Origin of the sequence: Flavobacterium arabinosi (genome assembly GCF_048158725.1) — a bacterium.
GTDB lineage: Bacteria > Bacteroidota > Bacteroidia > Flavobacteriales > Flavobacteriaceae > Flavobacterium > Flavobacterium arabinosi.
This window is the reverse complement of record NZ_JBLNKX010000006.1, coordinates 216,620-234,916: the sequence shown is the minus strand read 5'-3', so window position 1 is coordinate 234,916 and position 18,297 is coordinate 216,620. Positions and strand designations below refer to the sequence as shown.

At 33.4% G+C, this 18,297-nt stretch carries 17 protein-coding genes; all 17 read left to right on the top strand.

Annotated features, from left to right (window positions below; genetic code table 11):
- Positions 1-3: 3 nt before the first annotated feature.
- The 17 genes from ACM55K_RS13685 to ACM55K_RS13605 all read left to right on the top strand — a co-directional run bounded on the left by ACM55K_RS13685 (position 4) and on the right by ACM55K_RS13605 (position 18,297).
- On the top strand, positions 4-975 hold the full coding sequence (locus tag ACM55K_RS13685) for a hypothetical protein (RefSeq protein ID WP_416850835.1): 972 nt from the start codon (positions 4-6) through the stop codon (positions 973-975).
- Between the two features lie 6 nt (positions 976-981).
- Positions 982-1,557 carry an acyltransferase gene (locus ACM55K_RS13680; RefSeq protein WP_416850834.1) on the top strand — a complete coding sequence of 192 codons (576 nt, stop codon included), beginning with the start codon at positions 982-984 and terminating at the stop codon, positions 1,555-1,557.
- Positions 1,554-2,639, top strand: coding sequence for a hypothetical protein (locus tag ACM55K_RS13675; RefSeq protein WP_416850833.1), 1,086 nt, complete (start codon positions 1,554-1,556; stop codon positions 2,637-2,639). Before ACM55K_RS13680 ends, ACM55K_RS13675 begins: the two co-directional genes overlap by 4 nt.
- 7 nt (positions 2,640-2,646) lie before the next feature.
- Positions 2,647-3,717: an acyltransferase family protein gene (locus ACM55K_RS13670; protein ID WP_416850832.1), complete on the top strand. Its 1,071-nt coding sequence runs from the start codon at positions 2,647-2,649 to the stop codon at positions 3,715-3,717.
- Between the two features lie 6 nt (positions 3,718-3,723).
- Positions 3,724-4,740: a glycosyltransferase family 4 protein gene (locus tag ACM55K_RS13665; protein ID WP_416850831.1), complete on the top strand. Its 1,017-nt coding sequence runs from the start codon at positions 3,724-3,726 to the stop codon at positions 4,738-4,740.
- Positions 4,740-5,906 (top strand): glycosyltransferase family 4 protein, encoded by a 1,167-nt coding sequence (locus ACM55K_RS13660; RefSeq protein WP_416850830.1) that lies wholly within the window; start codon positions 4,740-4,742, stop codon positions 5,904-5,906. The genes ACM55K_RS13665 and ACM55K_RS13660 overlap by 1 nt, the downstream gene beginning before the upstream one ends.
- Positions 5,903-7,225: a hypothetical protein gene (locus ACM55K_RS13655; RefSeq protein ID WP_416850829.1), complete on the top strand. Its 1,323-nt coding sequence runs from the start codon at positions 5,903-5,905 to the stop codon at positions 7,223-7,225. Before ACM55K_RS13660 ends, ACM55K_RS13655 begins: the two co-directional genes overlap by 4 nt.
- Positions 7,222-8,406: a glycosyltransferase family 4 protein gene (locus ACM55K_RS13650; protein ID WP_416850828.1), complete on the top strand. Its 1,185-nt coding sequence runs from the start codon at positions 7,222-7,224 to the stop codon at positions 8,404-8,406. The genes ACM55K_RS13655 and ACM55K_RS13650 overlap by 4 nt, the downstream gene beginning before the upstream one ends.
- An 11-nt stretch (positions 8,407-8,417) precedes the next feature.
- Positions 8,418-9,584, top strand: coding sequence for a glycosyltransferase (locus ACM55K_RS13645; RefSeq protein ID WP_416850827.1), 1,167 nt, complete (start codon positions 8,418-8,420; stop codon positions 9,582-9,584).
- A 91-nt stretch (positions 9,585-9,675) separates the two neighbouring features.
- Positions 9,676-10,755 carry a glycosyltransferase gene (locus ACM55K_RS13640; protein ID WP_416850826.1) on the top strand — a complete coding sequence of 360 codons (1,080 nt, stop codon included), beginning with the start codon at positions 9,676-9,678 and terminating at the stop codon, positions 10,753-10,755.
- 12 nt (positions 10,756-10,767) lie between these two features.
- The gene (locus ACM55K_RS13635) at positions 10,768-11,307 is read left to right on the top strand and encodes an LbetaH domain-containing protein (protein ID WP_416850825.1); all 540 of its coding nucleotides are present in this window, start codon (positions 10,768-10,770) and stop codon (positions 11,305-11,307) included.
- On the top strand, positions 11,300-12,118 hold the full coding sequence (locus ACM55K_RS13630; RefSeq protein ID WP_416850824.1) for a glycosyltransferase family 2 protein: 819 nt from the start codon (positions 11,300-11,302) through the stop codon (positions 12,116-12,118). Before ACM55K_RS13635 ends, ACM55K_RS13630 begins: the two co-directional genes overlap by 8 nt.
- Positions 12,119-12,317: 199 nt before the next feature.
- Complete coding sequence (locus ACM55K_RS13625; RefSeq protein ID WP_416850823.1) at positions 12,318-13,196, top strand: glycosyltransferase family 8 protein; 879 nt, start codon at positions 12,318-12,320, stop codon at positions 13,194-13,196.
- A gap of 134 nt (positions 13,197-13,330) precedes the next feature.
- Positions 13,331-14,275, top strand: a complete 945-nt coding sequence (locus ACM55K_RS13620; protein ID WP_416850822.1) for a UDP-glucuronic acid decarboxylase family protein — start codon at positions 13,331-13,333, stop codon at positions 14,273-14,275.
- 126 nt (positions 14,276-14,401) lie between these two features.
- The gene (locus ACM55K_RS13615; protein ID WP_416850821.1) at positions 14,402-15,148 is read left to right on the top strand and encodes a glycosyltransferase family 2 protein; all 747 of its coding nucleotides are present in this window, start codon (positions 14,402-14,404) and stop codon (positions 15,146-15,148) included.
- Between the two features lie 54 nt (positions 15,149-15,202).
- Complete coding sequence (locus ACM55K_RS13610) at positions 15,203-15,964, top strand: polysaccharide biosynthesis/export family protein (protein ID WP_416850820.1); 762 nt, start codon at positions 15,203-15,205, stop codon at positions 15,962-15,964.
- Positions 15,965-15,975: 11 nt separating this feature from the next.
- Positions 15,976-18,297: an exopolysaccharide transport family protein gene (locus ACM55K_RS13605; protein WP_416850819.1), complete on the top strand. Its 2,322-nt coding sequence runs from the start codon at positions 15,976-15,978 to the stop codon at positions 18,295-18,297.

Genomic DNA, 18,297 nt, shown 5'->3' with positions numbered 1-18,297 from the left:
TTAATGATTTCAGCAATTTGTACTCTTTTTGAGGGCAATTACCATTATGGTGTTGCTACACTTTCTAACTCACTTTATAAGCAAGGATTTCGAGGAACCATTTATGTTGGTTATCGCGGAGAATTACCCAATTGGGCATTAAAAGGAAAAAAAGAGGCTATTGGTAAATGGAAAGAAGCAGTTGTTTTAAATCCGGTTGAAGGAATGCAGCTTGTTTTTTTGCCTTTAATTACCAATTATAGTTTAACTAATTACAAGCCCGACTTTATGTTGGAATTATGGGAAGGTCCCGCAAAGGAAGCAGCAGCGCTGTTTTATTTTGACCCCGATATAGTAGTTCATGATTCTTGGACTTGTTTTGAACAATGGGCAAATTGTGGCGTAGCACTTTGTGAAGATCTTAATTCTCCTTTTCAAGAATTTCATCCCCGTAGACAAGGTTGGAAGACCTATTATAAAAAGTACAATATTGGTTTGCAGTTTAAAAACCAAATTTATGTGAATGGAGGCTTCGTCGGACTTCTTAAAAAAGATATTTCTTTTTTGAGCTTGTGGATTAAGCTGCAAGAGCATATGGGGGATGCGATAGGAGGTCTTGATAAATCCATTTTTTCAAAACAAACCTACAATTCAACCATATTGAAAGTGGAAGGTTTCCAGATTTTTGACAAATCAGATCAAGATGCCTTAAATGTAACCATTGAAGCATACAACGGCACCATTAGTTACATTGGTAAAGAAGGGATGGGATTTGGACCCGGTAAAGCAACGATGTTTCATGCATTGGGAAACAACAAACCGTGGAACGTAAATTTTTTGCAAAGAGCATTGCAAGGAAGATCTCCTAGACCTGTTGATGAATGGTATTGGCAATATGCAGCTTATCCCATTTTAGCACATTCTAAAGGAGAAAAAAGCAATAAATTGAATGCTATTAAGATAAGCAAGTTTCTTGGACGGTTTTATAAAGTTTAATAAAAAATGAAAAGTTTAAGGGCAAGAATCATCTTCCATGTTTTTCATAAAATAGGAGTTTCTAAAAGAATCAACACGAGTTTTTGGAAATTCTTGGGACTAAAAATAGGTCAAGGTACTTACATTGGTAAAAACACAAAAGTTACTTGGCCTCATCAAGTTGAACTAGGAAATAATTGCAGATTAGAGCATGGTATCTATTTTCATTATGATGGTATCTATTCACAAGGTCCCTCCATTTGTATTGGCAATGATGTATTTATTGGAAACAATACAGAGTTTAACATAACCGATAGAATTACAATTGGGAGCAATTGTTTGATAGCGGCAGGCTGTCGTTTTGTAGACCACAACCATGGGCTCGAAAAAAGTATGCTAATCAGAAACCAACTAGCACCTAAAAGTGAAATTATTTTGGAAGAAGATGTTTGGTTAGGATGTAATGTAGTTGTTTTGATTGGTGTAAAAATCGGCAAAGGTGCGGTTATAGCTGCGGGCTCGATAGTAAACAAAAACATTCCATCATATGAAATTTGGGGCGGTGTACCTGCCAAAAAAATAGGAAAACGAAAAACAACATGAATATACTCTTCATTTGCGGCTCAGCAGAACCTGGTAAAGATGGTGTGGGCGATTATATCCGACGTTTGTGTGGAGAATTGTCAAGAATAGGCCATCAAGCCCAGATTCTTTCCCTGTGCGATAAACACGCCGACCTTTTTTTTACAGAAACTCAATTTGTCGAAGGGAGTTCCGTTATTGTGAGTCGCATTCCTATGGGAAGTTCTTATAACCAACAGATGGCTTGGTCTCAAGAAATTTTGAATGCAGCAAATGTCGATTGGATTAGCCTGCAATTTGTACCTTATAGTTTTGATTCCAAAGGATTGCCGTTTTGGTTGCCTGGATTTTTAAATAAACTGAAAGGAAAACACCAATGGCATTTTATGTTTCATGAGTTGTGGATAGGAATTGAGCGAGAAGCGACATTCAAAAAAAAATGTGTCGGGTTTTTGCAAAAACAAATAATTCAAAAACTTGAAAAAAGTATTGCCCCCAAAGTGGTGCATACCCAATCCAAAATTTATCAGCATTATTTATCTAAAATAGCGATTGCATCTCATTATTTGCCGCTTTTTGGAAATGTTTCCGTGACTGCTTCCAAGAGCGAGGATCCAGAATTAGTCAGAATAGTAGTTTTTGCAACAATTCACGACAAAGCTCCTTTTGAAGATTTCATAATAGATTTAAAAAAAGAGTTGGAGCACCTGCACAAAGAATCAAAATTTGTTTTTATAGGACGTCATGGTGCCATGTTGGGTACTTGGACCAATATCTTAGAACTGTATGCAATTGAATATGAATTATTAGGTGCATCCAGTGAAGAAAAAATATCAGAAGTATTGACAAATAGTGATTACGGGATTTCTTCCACTCCTTACAAGATTTCAGACAAGAGTGGTGTTTTGGCTGCAATGCGCGAACATCAATTGGCCATCATAAGTGTGGCTAAGCCTTGGGTTGATCAGGAGGATATTCCGGTTTCATTCGATGATATTATTCAGTATCGCAAGGAAAACCTGAGTTTGATTAAACCATCCGAAACGGGGATGAATAGTTTAAGTAGTGTGTGTGATGTTTTCTTGAAATCTATTAGCAATTAATTTTTAAATGATTCAGAAAAGAGTTTTTGGTTTAGATTTTGCCCGAGCATTGGCGATAATTTTCGTTTTACTATCTCATTTTTTCAAAAATTTTGAGGTTTTAGGTTTTTTTGGAGTAGAACTGTTTTTTGCTCTAAGTGGTTATCTTCTAGGTCAAATAATGTGGAGAATTTTTGATAAAGGTACTTCTCTTGAGATCGTGTTTAATTTTTGGCAAAGAAGATGGTTTCGAACAATACCCAATTATTTTTTGTTTTTATTGTTAATGATACCTTTTCATATTTATATAAAAAAGGATACTATAGATTGGTCCGTAATTAGTGAGTATTTTTATTTTGGTCAAAATTTATTAAAAGTATCAAGTGGTTTTTATGGTATCTCTTGGAGTTTGTGTGTGGAGGAATGGTTTTATTTGTTGTTTCCAATTCCAATCTTTTTATTCAGAAAATTAGGTTTCAAAAATATAAATTCCTTTTGCTTTACCATTCTACTATTTTATGTGTCGTGTTTTATAATTAAAAATTATCTTTTGGCAACAGGAATACATAATTTAAGAATGGTAGCATTGGGAAGACTAGATTCAATAACATCTGGAGTATTGGTGGCAGTTATCAAATTAAATTTCAACGAAAAAAAAACAAATGCTTTGGCCTTATTGGGTGTATTGTTGTTCGTGTCAAGTTTAGGTTTAATGATGTTTTCCAAAAAGGATTCCAGTGAAAGTATTTTACTCCTTTTCCTGATTCCATTGTCCTTTTCATTTGTGCTTCCTAAAATAGAGCGGCTAAAATTCCCGGAAAAAAAGTTTGCTTTTATAAGGAATGCCGTTACTAATTTAAGTTTGTGGTCTTATTCCATCTATCTAAGTCACATTCCCATATTATTTACTTTGTATTACTTGACAGATGGGTTGGCAAGTAGTTTGTTTATGAAATTATCAGTTAAAGTTTTGGGTTTTATACTCACCGTTCTGGTTTCAAAATGGTTGTTTGTTTATTTCGAAACTCCTTTAACAAATAAAAGACCAAAAGAGGTTAGACCAACTTCAGTTGCTTTTACAAAAAAAATACAACACTAATTCAATATGAAGATACTCTTATTCAGTCATTCGTTTTACCCTAATATTGGTGGTATCGAAAGCATCTCATTGATGTTGGCCAACAATTTTGACAAGCGACAAGATGTTTCCGTAATTGTAGTTACGCGAACCAAAGAAAAAGGGAGTAAGTTATTTCCGTTTCAGGTTGTTAGAGATCCGTCACTAAATGAAATTACTATTTTGTTAAATTGGTGTGATGTGGTACTCGAAAATAATCCTTGTTTTGGGATGTCTTGGCCTAACCTTTTAATCCGTAAGCCTAAAATAGTAGGTTTACAAACATGGATAGCTGCTCCAAACGAAAAGATAACGTTTCAGCAACGATTAAAAAAAAGAATCTTAAGTGATTATGATGTAGTTACGGCTTGTAGTAATAAAATTAAAACCTTCACTTTTGATAAGGCCCTAGTAATAGGAAATCCCTACGATTCTAATAATTTTCAACAACATGCTGTAATTAAAAAGTACGATTTTGTATTTGTGGGACGCTTAGTATCCGATAAAGGTGCTGATATGTGTATTGAATTATTGAATGAGTTGAATAATCTCAACGGAAAAAAGTACTCCTTAACAATTATTGGTGATGGTCTTGAAATGAAAAAGCTTAAAGAATTAGCTACAATCTATAATCTAACGCATGAGATTCGTTTCCTTGGTTTTTTGCCAGCAGAGGCTATTGCCAAGGAATTAAATGAGCATCGCTATTTATTAGTGCCTTCCCGTTGGGAAGAGCCCTTTGGAATTGTTGCGTTAGAAGGTATGGCATGTGGCTGTATTCCCATTGTATCAGACGGAGGTGGTTTAGCTGATGCAGTAGGAAAAGCAGGAGTAGTATTTGAACGCAATTCGCATTCTTCCTTAGTTCAATCAACGGTTCAGCTTTTAGATAATGAGGAAAAACAGGAAAATTTGCGACAATTAGCCCCAGCCCATTTAAGTTTACACACAGAAAAAATAGTCAGTGAGCGCTACTTTGATGTTATTTTAAACACCTTAAAATAATGAAGGTTATTTATACAGCGCCTAATAGAGCCCACCATTATCGATATGCTTCCAGTTTGAATAAGGCCAACTTTTTATCGGTATTTGTTAGCGGTTTTCCAAGGTTGAGTCCTAGAGCTAAAATAGCTGAACTAAAACAAAAATTATATCGTGCCGACATTCTTCAAACTATTTATTTACTGAGCCTAAAAATGCGTGCGTCCAAAAAAATGAGCGATTATTTGGCTTATTTGGCCAAAATCGAACAAGATTTTGCCTGTAAAAAGTTTCTGAAAGATGCCGATGTTTTTGTATTCTACAATGGCAATGGATTGTCAAGCTGTAATTATGCCAATAAAATGGGGAAAATAACGGTCGTGGAAGTTGTTAATTCCCATGTTGAATATCAAGAAGATTTATTAAGAGAAGAACATAAAAGTCTCAATCTTCCTTGGGAGCCATTTCATAAAAAGGATAAAGAGCGACGATTAAAGGAATATGATGCTGCGGATTATATTCTTCTCCCTTCGGAATTTGTCAAACAAAGCTTTTTGGCCAAAGGTTTTCCAGAAGAAAAGTTGTTAAAAGTTCCTTATGGCTTTACAATCCCAGTTCAAAAAGCCAATAACGATGCAAAAGCGCATGCTACTTTTAATGTGCTTTATGTCGGTTCAATATCAGTACGAAAAGGAATTCGTTATTTGATAGAAGCTTTTAAAAGGTTAGAAATACTTAATAAAAAATTGACTATAGTAGGACCTGTGGAGCAAATTTCCGGTATCGAAGGCTTAGAGATAACGGATGATATCGAATTTGTTGGAGTATTAAAAGGAGTTGATTTAGAAAAGGCTTACCAATCGGCTGATGTTTTTTGTTTACCTACCATTGAAGATGGTTATGGTTTAGTTTTAGGAGAGGCATTGTCCCATGGATTGCCTCTAATTACTACCACAAATTCTGGAGGTCTTGATTTGATTGCTGATGGAATAGAAGGTTTCATTGTACCTATAAGAGATTCATTGGCGATCTATGAAAAATTGAAATTGCTTTCATCCGATAGTGAATTGTTGGATAAAATGAAATTGGCGGCTCTTGGGAAAGCTGCCGGCATGAACGGATGGGAGGCAAGTGGAACCATTCTCTGTGAAAAATTAGAAACGGTCTTTTTAAAAAATAGAAAGAATTGAATAGTATAACAAATCAGGAAGCAAAGGCTAGAAAATTGATATATGCCTTATTGGTAGTACTCGTTTTTGAAGGGATTTTAAGAAAAGCCCTCCCTGCTATCGGTGTTGGAATCTTTTTTTTAAAGGATTTATTGTGTTTAGTTGGATTGTATTTTTTTGTACAAACAAAACTTTCAGAGACTTCAAAAAAGACAGCTAAGTTTTTCAAAGCAGTGATTATTTTGATTTACCCATTGCTGCTTTATAATTTATTTATAGACCCTATTTTGATTGTATGGGGAGGAAAATTATATCTACTTTATTTTGTAATTGCCATTTTAATGACAATAGCATTTCCAGCAGATTATAAAAATAGATTTGTTTTTTTTTCAAATCTTTTTGCAATATTAATTGTAACTACAGTCCTCACTGGAATTTTGCAATTAAATTTACCTTCAACGCATTGGTTGAATAGATCTGTGGGAGGGGATTCATTAGAAAATTTTAGTGCAGCGGGTCAATTAAGGATAAGTTCAACATTTTCATTTACAGCTCAATATTCCTTTTTTTTGGTTTTTGCTGCTGCTGTTTTTCTTGCTTTTTTCTTTATAAACATTAAAAACAAAAAAAGTTCCGTGTTGTTCTTTTTGATTCAAGCAGGAACGCTTTTGATGTTAATAATTGGGGGGTTTAGTACTGGAGGAAGATCTGCAGTATTGGGAATAGTTACAATAATAGTAATTGGATTTGTTTGTATTGGATTGAATAATCCCTTTTTTGCTTTAAAAAAAATAATTGTACCCGTTCTACTTTTTTTGTTTGTTTTTCCTGTTATTAAAATTTGGAAACCAGAATATTTTGCAGCGTATGCAGAAAGAAGCAGTGGAAATAATAATGATGCAATCTTGGATAGAATCATAGAGCCATTTGTCCAGCTTTCGAGCAGTTCATTTCTTGGACATGGTATGGGGGTAATGACTAACGGTTCGGATAAAATTAGTTCTTATGCAGCATCAATTCGGAATTCCGGTTTTTGGACAGAAACGGATTTTAGCACCATTGTTTGGGAAGGTGGACTGTATTTAACTGTTGTTTGGTATGGATTTCGATTGTTCGTGATTTTTACCGCATTTAGAATTTTACTTTCCATAAAAAACAAAGATTTTTACAGTGCTGGGGCTTTTCTATTTGCTTATATACTGGTCCAAGGATTAATAGGAACATTGACCATCCAGCCTCCAATAGCGATTTATTTTTGGTTTTGTTTTGGAGCATTAATTTGTATTCAAAAATTTGATGAGTATGATTCGAACTATAATAATAAAATATCTAAAGAATGAAAAACAATAATTTAAATATTGCTATTGTAGTGTCACATCCCATACAACACTTTTGCCCGCAATACATAAGTTTGAGTAAGTTTCCAAATGCCAATGTCAAGGTGTTTTTTGCCTCTATGTTGGGTTACAAACGCTATTTTGACGAGAATTTCGGAAATGAGATCGTATGGAATAATTTACGAATTGATGAGTTTAAGCATATATTCATGAATAAGGATCAAGTTTTACCTTCGGATAAAAATCTGGAAGCCCCAACTCTTGAATATGAATTAGAAGCTTTTCAACCTGATGCGATTATAAGCTATGGCTACTTTCAAAAGTTTCAAAGAGCATGTCACAAATGGGCCAATAGTAATGATATTCCGCTTGTTTATATAACAGATGCTGAAAACAGACAACATCGCAAATGGTATAAGAATTTCGTTAAGCTTTTTGCTTTAAGATGGTATTTCAAAAAGATCGATTACTTTTTTACGGTTGGTAATGCCAATGAGGATTATTATAAACTGTATGGAGTAAATCCAAAATCATTCATCAGGATGCATTATCCTATTGATATTGAGGTGTACAGTAAGATATTTGATGAAAAACAATTTCACGGAAAAAGCATTCGAGAAAAATTTGGCATTTCCCATGACACTTTTGTAATCAATGTCGTTGGTAAATTGGTAGAATGGAAAAACCAATCGCATTTGATTGATTTATTAGAAAACTTGGAAAGTAAAGGTAAAAAAGCACATGTAATTATTTTAGGTACTGGCACTACATTGGAGGACTTAAAAACCAAAGCGGCTAAGCTAAAATCAAATGTGGTGCATTTTGCTGGTTTTGTAGATCCAATCGATTTACCCAAATATTATGCGGCAAGTGATTTGTATTTGCATCCCGCCAGAATAGAACCCCATTCCTTGGCCATTAGCGAAGCCATTTTTATGGGATTGCCGGTTGTTTTAAGTGACAGATGCGGGAGTTATGGAGAAAATGATGATGTGCAAGAAGGAAAAAATGGGTATGTATATGAATTTGGTAATATTGAAGAAATGTCCAGCAAGGTCATAAAATTGATGGAAGACAAAGTGTTGCATAAAACATTTAGTGATTATTCCGTGAAAATTTCCAGAACTTTTCAAAAAAGAGCGCATGAGGATTGTCTTGCAGATTTGATTGAAAGAATTAAATAAAATAAATAGCAATGCATATAGTTCTATTTACCCATCCTGATTTTTTAGGTTCCCAAAGTATGCCACGTTATGCGAATATGTTGTTGAACGGAATGCAAGAAAGAGGACACGAGGTAGTAGTTTGGACGCCTAAAGCTCGATTTTACAAACTGCCTTTGATGAAATCCTTGAAAAAATGGCTTGGTTATATCGATCAATATTTTGTATTTCCAATAGAGGTAAAATTAAAACTGCACAATTGTTCCAATGATACTCTTTTTGTATTTGTCGATCAAGCCTTGGGTCCCTGGGTGCCTTTAGTGAAGAATAGAAACCATATTGTACATTGTCATGATTTTTTGGCTTTGAAATCTGCCTTGGGAACAATCCCGGAAAATCCAACATCGTTTACAGGTAGGCAATATCAAAATTATATCAGGAACGGTTTTTCAAAAGGGAAGTATTTTATTTCCATTTCTAAAAAAACACAACAAGATTTGCATGAATTGCATCTAGGTAAGATTGTAAGTTCTGTAGTTTGTTACAACGGTTTGAATCGTCCTTTCCATTCTTTATCGCCAGTAGCCTCTCGGGATTTATTGGAAGCTAAGTTAAAAATTAGATTGTCTAATGGGTATATCATGCACATCGGAGGGAATCAGTACTATAAAAACAGAATAGGAGTAATAGAAATTTATGACACTTGGCGTAGCAATTATAATGGAAAAACACCTTTAGTCTTGATAGGTGAAAAACCCTCGGATGAATTGATAACCTTTAGTCAGAAATCACTTTTCAAAGAAGACATTCATTTTATTACGGACTTATCCGATGACTATATCAATAGTGCTTATTCGGGAGCGAGTTGTTTGTTGTTTCCATCCTTAGACGAAGGTTTTGGCTGGCCCATTATTGAAGCAATGGCTTCAGGATGCCCTGTCATAACTACGAATAAAGCTCCCATGAACGAAGTAGGCGGAATGGCAGCTTATTATATTGACAAAAAACCAACAAATACTGCACATTGGCAGCAATGGAAAGAGGATGGAGCGAATATGTTAGAAAAGGTATTATCATTAAACACATTTCAACGAAACGAGGCGATTGAAAGATCTTTAAACCAATCTCAAAAATTTACTTCGGAGTATTCCTTAAATGCCATTGAAGCCATGTATAAAGAAATCAACCTAATTGTATGAAATTGCCATTAACAACAAGTTTGCGCATGCAAACACCAATAAATAAAAAGGCGATACCATATATGAACACTGACAAATAAATTTTAGATATATGAAAGTAATTCACTTTATTGCCGGAATTGATAAAACAGAAGGAGGAACTACAGAGTACATGCGATTATTAAGTTCTACGTTAAAAAATCATGTGGAACTTATTGTTGTTACTGGAATTTCAGCACATCCGATAGTTATTTACGGGGTAAATATCAAATTTTTTAAAACAAGTGTTTTACGATGGTTTTCCATGATAAAAGAATTTTCTGTTTTTTTAGAAAAAGAAAAACCTAACCTTGTTCATATTAATGGGATTTGGAGTCCCCAAAACTGGGGCTTTCAAAAAGCGGCTCAAAAACTAGGAATTAAAGTGATTGTTTCTCCTCATGGTATGCTGGAACCTTGGATCATGGCACATAATCCATTGAAAAAAAAAATCGCCTTGTTTTTATACCAAAAAAAAGCCATACAACGGTCTGTATACCTACATGCAACAGCACAAATGGAAGCCAAAAATATCCAAGCTTTAGGTTTTACAAAACCTATTTGTATTATTCCCAACGGTATTGATTTAACTGATGTAAAAGAGATTAAAAAAGATTATGGAACCAGAAAAATGGTGTTTTTATCTAGAATTCATCCTAAGAAAGGTATAGAATTATTATTAGAAGCTTGGCGCAATAGTAATACAAATGGTTGGATACTGGAAATTGCGGGTAATGGTGATGAAAATTATATCGTACACTTAAATCAAAGTGCCCAGGATTTACAAAATGTTCATTTTGTAGGTGCAAAATACGGTGAAGCCAAATGGAATTTTTTACGATCTGCAGATGTTATGGTGCTGCCCACTCATAGCGAGAATTTTGGCATTGTAGTGGCCGAGGCTCTGGCAGTAGGGGTTCCGGTAATAACAACTCAAGGCACACCTTGGGAAGATTTAGAAATACACCAATGTGGTTGGTGGATTAATTTATCGGTTTCAAATTTAGAAAAAACCATAGTAAAAGTAACACATACCTCTCCAGAAGTTTTGAAAACAATGGGAAATCATGGACGTAGTCTTGTTTCAGAAAAATACGAGATAAAAGCGGTAACAAATAAAATAATTGATTTATATCAAAAAGTACTTAATTAAAAAAAAAACATATTGGATTTATCTACATATAGTCACTCCTTTAGTTTAAAAAACAAAATTTCGAGATTGGTTTGGAATGTTGTTCGTTTAATTTTATTTCGCCCATTTGCCTCCAGATTATTTAAAAAATGGAGAGTTTTAGTACTTAAATGTTTTGGTGCAAAAATAGAATGGTCCTCGCATATCTATGCCTCCGTAAAAATATGGGCTCCTTGGAATTTAGAAATGGGTACTAATTCTACTTTTGGACCTAATGTAGATTGCTATAATCAAGGAAAAATAAGCATTGGTACCAATACGATAGTTTCACAAAAAACATATCTATGCGCTTCTTCTCATGACTATACTAAAAAAGGTTTCCCTTTAATATTAAAGCCAATTGTAATAAGAAATGGGGTTTGGGTCGCGGCAGATGTCTTTGTAGGACCTGGAGTAATCATAGGAAATAATGCTGTAATTGCTGCGCGTGCTGTAGTTATCAAAGATGTGGAGGAAAATGCCATAGTAGGAGGGAATCCTGCCAAAATTATAAAATCGAGAAGTTTTGAATAAAATTCCTATTACCGTGATCGTTTCAGTCAAAAACGAAGAATTAAATTTACCATCTTGTTTGGAAAAATTAATGCAATTTGCTCAAATAGTTGTGGTGGATTCAGGTAGTACTGATGATACAATGAACATTGCAACTGCTATGGGAGCCGAAGTAGTACAATTTCAATGGGATGGTAAATTTCCTAAAAAACGCAATTGGGCGCTGCAAAATGCCAACCTTCTCTACGAATGGATTTTGTTTCTTGATGCCGATGAATTTGTTACAGATGAATTTGTCAATGAAGTGGCAATTAAAATCCAAGATCCTCTTTATAATGGCTACACTATACAGTTTGAAAATTATTTTATGGGAAAGAAACTGAGGTATGGCTATGGGTTTCAAAAGTCAGCTCTTTTTAAGAAATCCAAAGGAGCCTATGAAAAAATTGAAGAAGATTTGTGGAGCCATTTGGATATGGAAGTACACGAACATCCTATTATAGAAGGCAAAGTGGGAGTGATTAATGCAAAGGTTGTTCATAAAGATTTTAAAAACTTGGATCATTATATTGCCAAACACAATGCTTATTCGACTTGGGAAGCCCAAAGATATCTGCAACTTCAGCAATCTAAAAACAGTGATTTATCCTTAAATCAAAAAATAAAATACAGTCTCCTCAATACAGGATTACTTCCTGCGGTCTATTTTATAGGAACCTACTTTTTAAAATTCGGTTTTTTAGATGGTAAGGAAGGTTTTTATTTAGCTCGTTTTAAAGCACATTACTTTTTTCAAATACAGACCAAGGTTGAATCATTGAAAGTGAAATGATGTTAATCAGTTGGTTATGCTGTTTTAGGTGTTAAAAACACTGTGGTTGAATTTAAAAGTGGCTATGAATTGTGCCAATATTTATAGCAAACAAAAAACCAAATTAGGAATATACAATTGCATTTAGAGATTTAATACTAAATATTTGGAACTGAACATAAAAATAATTTAGTGGGTAATTAAATTAATAAAAAAAAACATGAATATAGCATTTAACATTAATAAGTTAGCAATGATAGGTCTTGGAGTGACCTTAAATTCTCTATTAGAAAACTGCTCTAATCCAAAAAAAATAAATATTTATATTTTATGTGCTGATCTAAATCAAAATGATAAAGAAAATATTTATAAGTTATTATTTAAATACGGTTTAACCAATGTAGAATTAATTGATTTTAATGCTAAAAAACATTTTGGGAATTTTAAATCTTTACAAGGAGATTGGACACCTTATGGTAGATTATTATTACAGGATTATATTCTGGAAGATACGGTATTGTATTTAGACGCTGATCTTGTTGTTGAATTAGATGTCTTATCACTAGAGGGATTTGATTTTCAGGGCAAAGCAATTGCTGCCGTAAATGGAGGGCCTATTCGATATTCATTAGAAAATCTGTTTTTTTGCGATGAGATTGGAATAAATCCAGAATTGGCCTCATTTAATTCAGGAATACTTTTGATGAATTTAAAAGTTTGGCGCGAAAATGATATTAAAAATCAGTGTTTAACTTTCGGAAGAAGTTATCCAAATAAATTAAAATCTGCTGACCAAACGATACTTAATGGCTTGTTCGCTGGAAATTTTGCTTATTTACCTGATGAATTCAATCTCGCTTGGTATGCTCATATTAATAGACCACTGAGTAAAAAAGCTATTTTACATTTTGTAGGCTCTCCAAAACCTTGGGATTTATTTGGAAGATATTTTCACAGGGGATTTTCAGTTTGGAAAAGTTACTTGGATGCAGATTGGGAAAAAGCATATTATAACTACAATTATAATGATTTTTTAAGAGTATGGCATATAAGGAAATCATATGCTAGATCATTCATTTTAAAAAACAAAATAAAATAAAATTTTCAGGAGATTTCAATAAATAAATTAGAATTATTTCCTGTTTAAATCGGGACTTATTAAAAGTTACAGTTTGATTTCGGGAGAAGAATTTTTCTTTTATCCCAAAATATAAAAACCTTAAATAGATTAAAATGAAAAAGATATTAATAACTGGAGGAGCTGGATTTGTTGGTTCCCATTTATGCAAAAGATTATTGAATGAAGGTAATGAAGTGATTTGTTTAGACAATTACTTTACAGGAGCCAAATCCAATATTATTGATCTACTAGATCATCCTTATTTTGAAATGGTGAGACACGACATTACAGAGCCTTATTATGCTGAGGTTGATGAGATTTACAATCTGGCTTGTCCAGCATCTCCAGTGCATTACCAATATAATCCAATTAAAACGATTAAAACATCTGTGATGGGAGCTATTAACGTGTTGGGATTAGCAAAACGCGTCAAGGCCAAAGTGTTGCAAGCCAGTACGAGTGAAGTGTATGGAGATCCTCTAGTACATCCCCAAACCGAAAGCTATTGGGGGCATGTGAACCCAATAGGTATTCGTTCCTGCTATGATGAAGGCAAGCGCTGTGCCGAGACTTTATTTATGGATTATCACAATCAAAATAAGGTAGCCATTAAAATCATTCGAATTTTTAATACCTATGGACCCAATATGAATCCCGTAGATGGGAGAGTAGTTTCTAATTTTATTGTACAAGCTTTACAGGGAAAAGATATTACTATTTTTGGGGATGGTTTACAAACGCGTTCGTTTCAATATGTAGATGATTTGGTAGAAGGCATGATTCGGATGATGGGGTCAGATCCAGACTTTTTGGGACCGGTAAATTTAGGAAATCCAAATGAATTTACGATGCTCGAATTGGCTCAGGCAATTATTGAATTGACGGGTTCCAAATCAAAAATCATCCATATGGATTTGCCACAAGATGATCCCAAACAAAGACAACCCGATATTTCTCTGGCTAATGAAAAACTAGAGGGCTGGGAACCAAAAATACAATTGCGTGAAGGCTTGATTACTACTATCAGCTATTTTGACAAGCTATTGTTAAATCAATAAAAAACTACTTTTTTACAAAATATCACGATTTATTTCTACTGTTTTTTTCTCAATTTCTTATTGAGGAAGCAGCCTTTTATGCTCTAAAAAGTTCAAGACAGTATTTTAATCCTAAAAATAATTTTTATGCGAATTACTGTAATAACGGTATGTTACAATCGAAAAGCTACTATTGAAAAAGCCATCAAAAGTGTGTTGGAACAAAATTATCACAATATAGAATACATTATTATTGATGGCAATTCTACAGATGGGACAAAAGAAATTATTGAGTCTTATCGGGATAAAATAAGCTTATATATCTCAGAACCTGATGAAGGTATGTATGATGCCATAAACAAAGGACTCAAATTGGCAACAGGTGATGTTATTGGTTTGATGCATTCTGATGATGAGTTTTATGATAAAAATGCCATTACTAAAATTGTAGCTCGTTTTAATTATGACCCAAGTACAGAAGGCGTTTATGGCGATGGTGTTTATGTATCGAATGATACTGAAGAGCGCTTGATTCGGAATCGAATAGGAGGCGCTTTCAGCCTACAAAAAGTCAAGTCGGGTTGGCTGCCTTTGCATCCTACCGTCTATTTGAAGAAAACTATAATCGATAAATATGGTTTATATAACCTTGATTTTAAAATAGCCTCCGATACCGAATTTTTACTGCGCTATTTGTATAAATACAAAATTAAGATGGACTATATCAATGCTTATATCGTTAAAATGCGAATGGGCGGCATGAGCACCAATGCAAAACGCGCTTTCGAAGTTTTACATGAAGATTACAAAATATACAAATACCACGGCTTAACAGCATTTCTGGTTGTCTTTCTTAAAAAATCTATTGCATTAAGGCAGTACTTAGTTCATTAATCATTTCGATAAAATTAACATTAATTTAAATTACTCACATAAACAATAATTACCATGAAAAAAATCCTCCTTCCGATAATTCTATTGCTTTTATTTCTGCAGTCTTGCACCACAAAGAAACAGATGTTGTATTTACAAGATTTAGATCAGTATTCTAATTCGACTCTGACTTATGCAACCGCTAAAATACAACCTAATGATATCTTAAAAATTGATGTGAGTGATCTCAATCCTGTAGTGGCTGCACCATTTAACATTAATGTAGGATCTAGTGCACAATCATCTGTAGAAATGATGAAGTTAACAGGTTACTTAGTTAATCCTTCAGGGAATATTACCATGCCTATTTTAAATGAAATTAATGTTGGTGGTTTAACACCTTCTAAAGTGGAGACTAAAATAAAAGATCGTCTAATAAAAGAGGGATATTTAGTAAGTCCTACAGTATTGGTTCGAGTCCTCAATAATAAATTTACCATTTTGGGAGAGGTGAAATCTCCAGGTGTAATACCTTTTACCGAAGAATCCATTAGTATACTCGATGCAATAGGATTGGCAGGGGATCTTACTTATTCAGGGATTCGAAAAGATGTTATGTTAATTAGAGAGATTGACGGTAAACGTTTGGTTTATCATGTTGATTTAACGACAGCTTCATGGATGTCTGATCCAGATTATCGAATTAGACAAAATGATGTTATTATGGTAAAACCTAACAAGCTAAAAGCAAATAGTGGAGGTTTAATCAAAGATCCAATACAAGTGATGGGTTTAGTAGCCTCTCTTTTAGCAGTTGTTTTACTAATTACAAATTAAATAAAAATTATATGGATTTTAAAAAAGAATTTTTCAAGTATTTCCAGTTTTGGCCATGGATAATGGTTAGTTTAATTTTGTGTGTGGGTGCTGCCTTTTATTATATCAAAACAGCATCACCTACTTATCAAACATCAGCACTAATCAATATTGATAAAAAGCAGGAGGAAAATGCAAAAATAAACACTTTTAGCAAGGAGAGTGTTGAGAAAAAAGAGGTTGACTTGAATGACGAAATAATACTTGTCACTTCTAATGATTTCTTATCAAAAGTGGTTAACAGTTTGCAACTGAATATTAACTATTTTGAAAAGGGATATATCCAAAATAAAAGTATAAATGACGTTCCTTTTGTTATTAATACAACTGTATCAAATGATTTGTTACCTGAAATAGGATATGATGTTAAAATAGTAAAAGAAGGATTCCTTATAAGTAATCCTGTTGCTGAAAAGAGTTATTTAATTCGCGGTCATAGTACTAGTCAAGCCTTTGAAGGTTTGCCTTTTACGATTCAATTGACTTCTAAGGCTAAGCAGAATCTTTCTTATTATCTAAGTAAAGAGTATGTTGTCAATATTGAACCTACTGCATCAGCAATAAAAAATTTAAAATCTGGACTTAGTGTTAATACATCTGAAAGTCAAAACACAAACTTACTTTTGACTCATGAAGGAACAAATCCGGAACGTTCCCGAAAAATTTTAGACGAACTTATTGTATTGTTGGATAAAAATATTGTTTACAACAAACAAAAGTTGTTTAACAATACAGTTTTATACTTAAACCAACGGATAGCAGTTTTTTCAAAAGAAAAAGACTCTATTGAAAGCGTGAAAGAGAATTATTTGCAAAATAATGACATATTGGTTTTGGATAAATATATTGTAGATAAAACTAATGTTAAGAATCTTAAAAAAGAGAGTTCCATGCTCAATGAAAGACAAATTTCATTAACAAAATTTGCAATTAATGATATAAGAAGGACAAGTAGTACTTCTGCTTTGGGTACGGGTTACAACTTAGAAGCACCTACTGTCAATCAATTGCTTTTAAATTATAACGCTAGCATACTGGAAAGTGAGCTTATCTTGCAACGAGCGCAAAAGAATAATCCAACCTATCTTAATTTAGTAGTGCAATTAAAGATGCAAAAACAAGCTATTTTGAATACTTTGGATGGATATTTAAACTTTCTAAACCAAAACAATGCTGCAAACAGATCGGAACAAAATGTTGCCAATTCAGAAGCTAAAAGCATTCCTACAAAAGATAGGGTATTAGGTAATATTAATAACAATATTGACTTGAAAGAGGTAACTTATTTGGCTTTATTACAAAAAAGAGAAGAAGCTATCTTGAATGGTGCCGTTTTAGAATCTAATTTAAAAACCATAAATCCATCTCAAACCAATTATTCGGCTATTTTCCCGCAGCCCAAATCCTTTATGATAGGTGCTTTTATGTTTGGTTTACTTCTTCCTCTAGGAATCAAATATCTTAATTTACAGTTGGATACCAAAATACACAACGAGGAAGATATCCAAAAACTATTTTCTCATATTCCTTTTCTAGGAATTATTCCTAAAGTAGATGATTCTGAAAAGTTAGATAATACGGCTACTTCACGTTCTATGATAGCAGAGGCAACACGTACTTTATTTTCTAATATATCTTATTTACTACCCAAAAAAAAGGAACAGAAAGGAAATGTATTATTGTTTTGCTCTTCTATTCAGGGAGAAGGAAAATCTTTTTGTGCCTTTCATAGCGCTGTAACCATTAGTAATCTTAATAAAAAAGTATTACTTATTGGTGCTGATTTAAGAAATCCCCAATTGCATGATTATTTTAATATTGAAAAAAGCAATTTTGGCCTCTCTAATTTCCTGTCCAATAAAAGTGATGACTGGAAAGAATTCTTGGTGAAAAATACTAATTTTTCTGAAAATCTAGATACGCTCTTCTCGGGAGAAATCCCTCCTAATCCGACTCAATTATTAACCAATACCAATTTTGAATTATTGATTGAGGAGGCTAAAGATCTTTATGATTTTATAATTATAGATTCTGCTCCTGTTCAAATGGTGTCTGACACACTAAATTTTAGTTATTTGGCTGATGTGACGGTGTTTGTTATGAGATACGATTATACGGATAAGAGTGCTTTATTTCAGCTAAACAATTTTATTAAAAAAGAGCAATTAAAAAATGTTGGTATTGTTATTAACGGAGTAATTATGAAAAATGAATATAATTATGGCGCAAACTACAGTTATCAGTATCAAGAAAAAGAGATAAAGAAGCCTTGGTTTAAAAAAAGTTTAAGCTAA

Coding starts and splice junctions, on each gene's coding strand:
- ACM55K_RS13685 (WP_416850835.1), top strand. CDS start 4: ATGATTTCAGCAATTTGTACTCTTTTTGAGGGCAATTACCATTATGGT.
- ACM55K_RS13680 (WP_416850834.1), top strand. CDS start 982: ATGAAAAGTTTAAGGGCAAGAATCATCTTCCATGTTTTTCATAAAATA.
- ACM55K_RS13675 (WP_416850833.1), top strand. CDS start 1,554: ATGAATATACTCTTCATTTGCGGCTCAGCAGAACCTGGTAAAGATGGT.
- ACM55K_RS13670 (WP_416850832.1), top strand. CDS start 2,647: ATGATTCAGAAAAGAGTTTTTGGTTTAGATTTTGCCCGAGCATTGGCG.
- ACM55K_RS13665 (WP_416850831.1), top strand. CDS start 3,724: ATGAAGATACTCTTATTCAGTCATTCGTTTTACCCTAATATTGGTGGT.
- ACM55K_RS13660 (WP_416850830.1), top strand. CDS start 4,740: ATGAAGGTTATTTATACAGCGCCTAATAGAGCCCACCATTATCGATAT.
- ACM55K_RS13650 (WP_416850828.1), top strand. CDS start 7,222: ATGAAAAACAATAATTTAAATATTGCTATTGTAGTGTCACATCCCATA.
- ACM55K_RS13645 (WP_416850827.1), top strand. CDS start 8,418: ATGCATATAGTTCTATTTACCCATCCTGATTTTTTAGGTTCCCAAAGT.
- ACM55K_RS13640 (WP_416850826.1), top strand. CDS start 9,676: ATGAAAGTAATTCACTTTATTGCCGGAATTGATAAAACAGAAGGAGGA.
- ACM55K_RS13625 (WP_416850823.1), top strand. CDS start 12,318: ATGAATATAGCATTTAACATTAATAAGTTAGCAATGATAGGTCTTGGA.
- ACM55K_RS13620 (WP_416850822.1), top strand. CDS start 13,331: ATGAAAAAGATATTAATAACTGGAGGAGCTGGATTTGTTGGTTCCCAT.
- ACM55K_RS13615 (WP_416850821.1), top strand. CDS start 14,402: ATGCGAATTACTGTAATAACGGTATGTTACAATCGAAAAGCTACTATT.
- ACM55K_RS13610 (WP_416850820.1), top strand. CDS start 15,203: ATGAAAAAAATCCTCCTTCCGATAATTCTATTGCTTTTATTTCTGCAG.
- ACM55K_RS13605 (WP_416850819.1), top strand. CDS start 15,976: ATGGATTTTAAAAAAGAATTTTTCAAGTATTTCCAGTTTTGGCCATGG.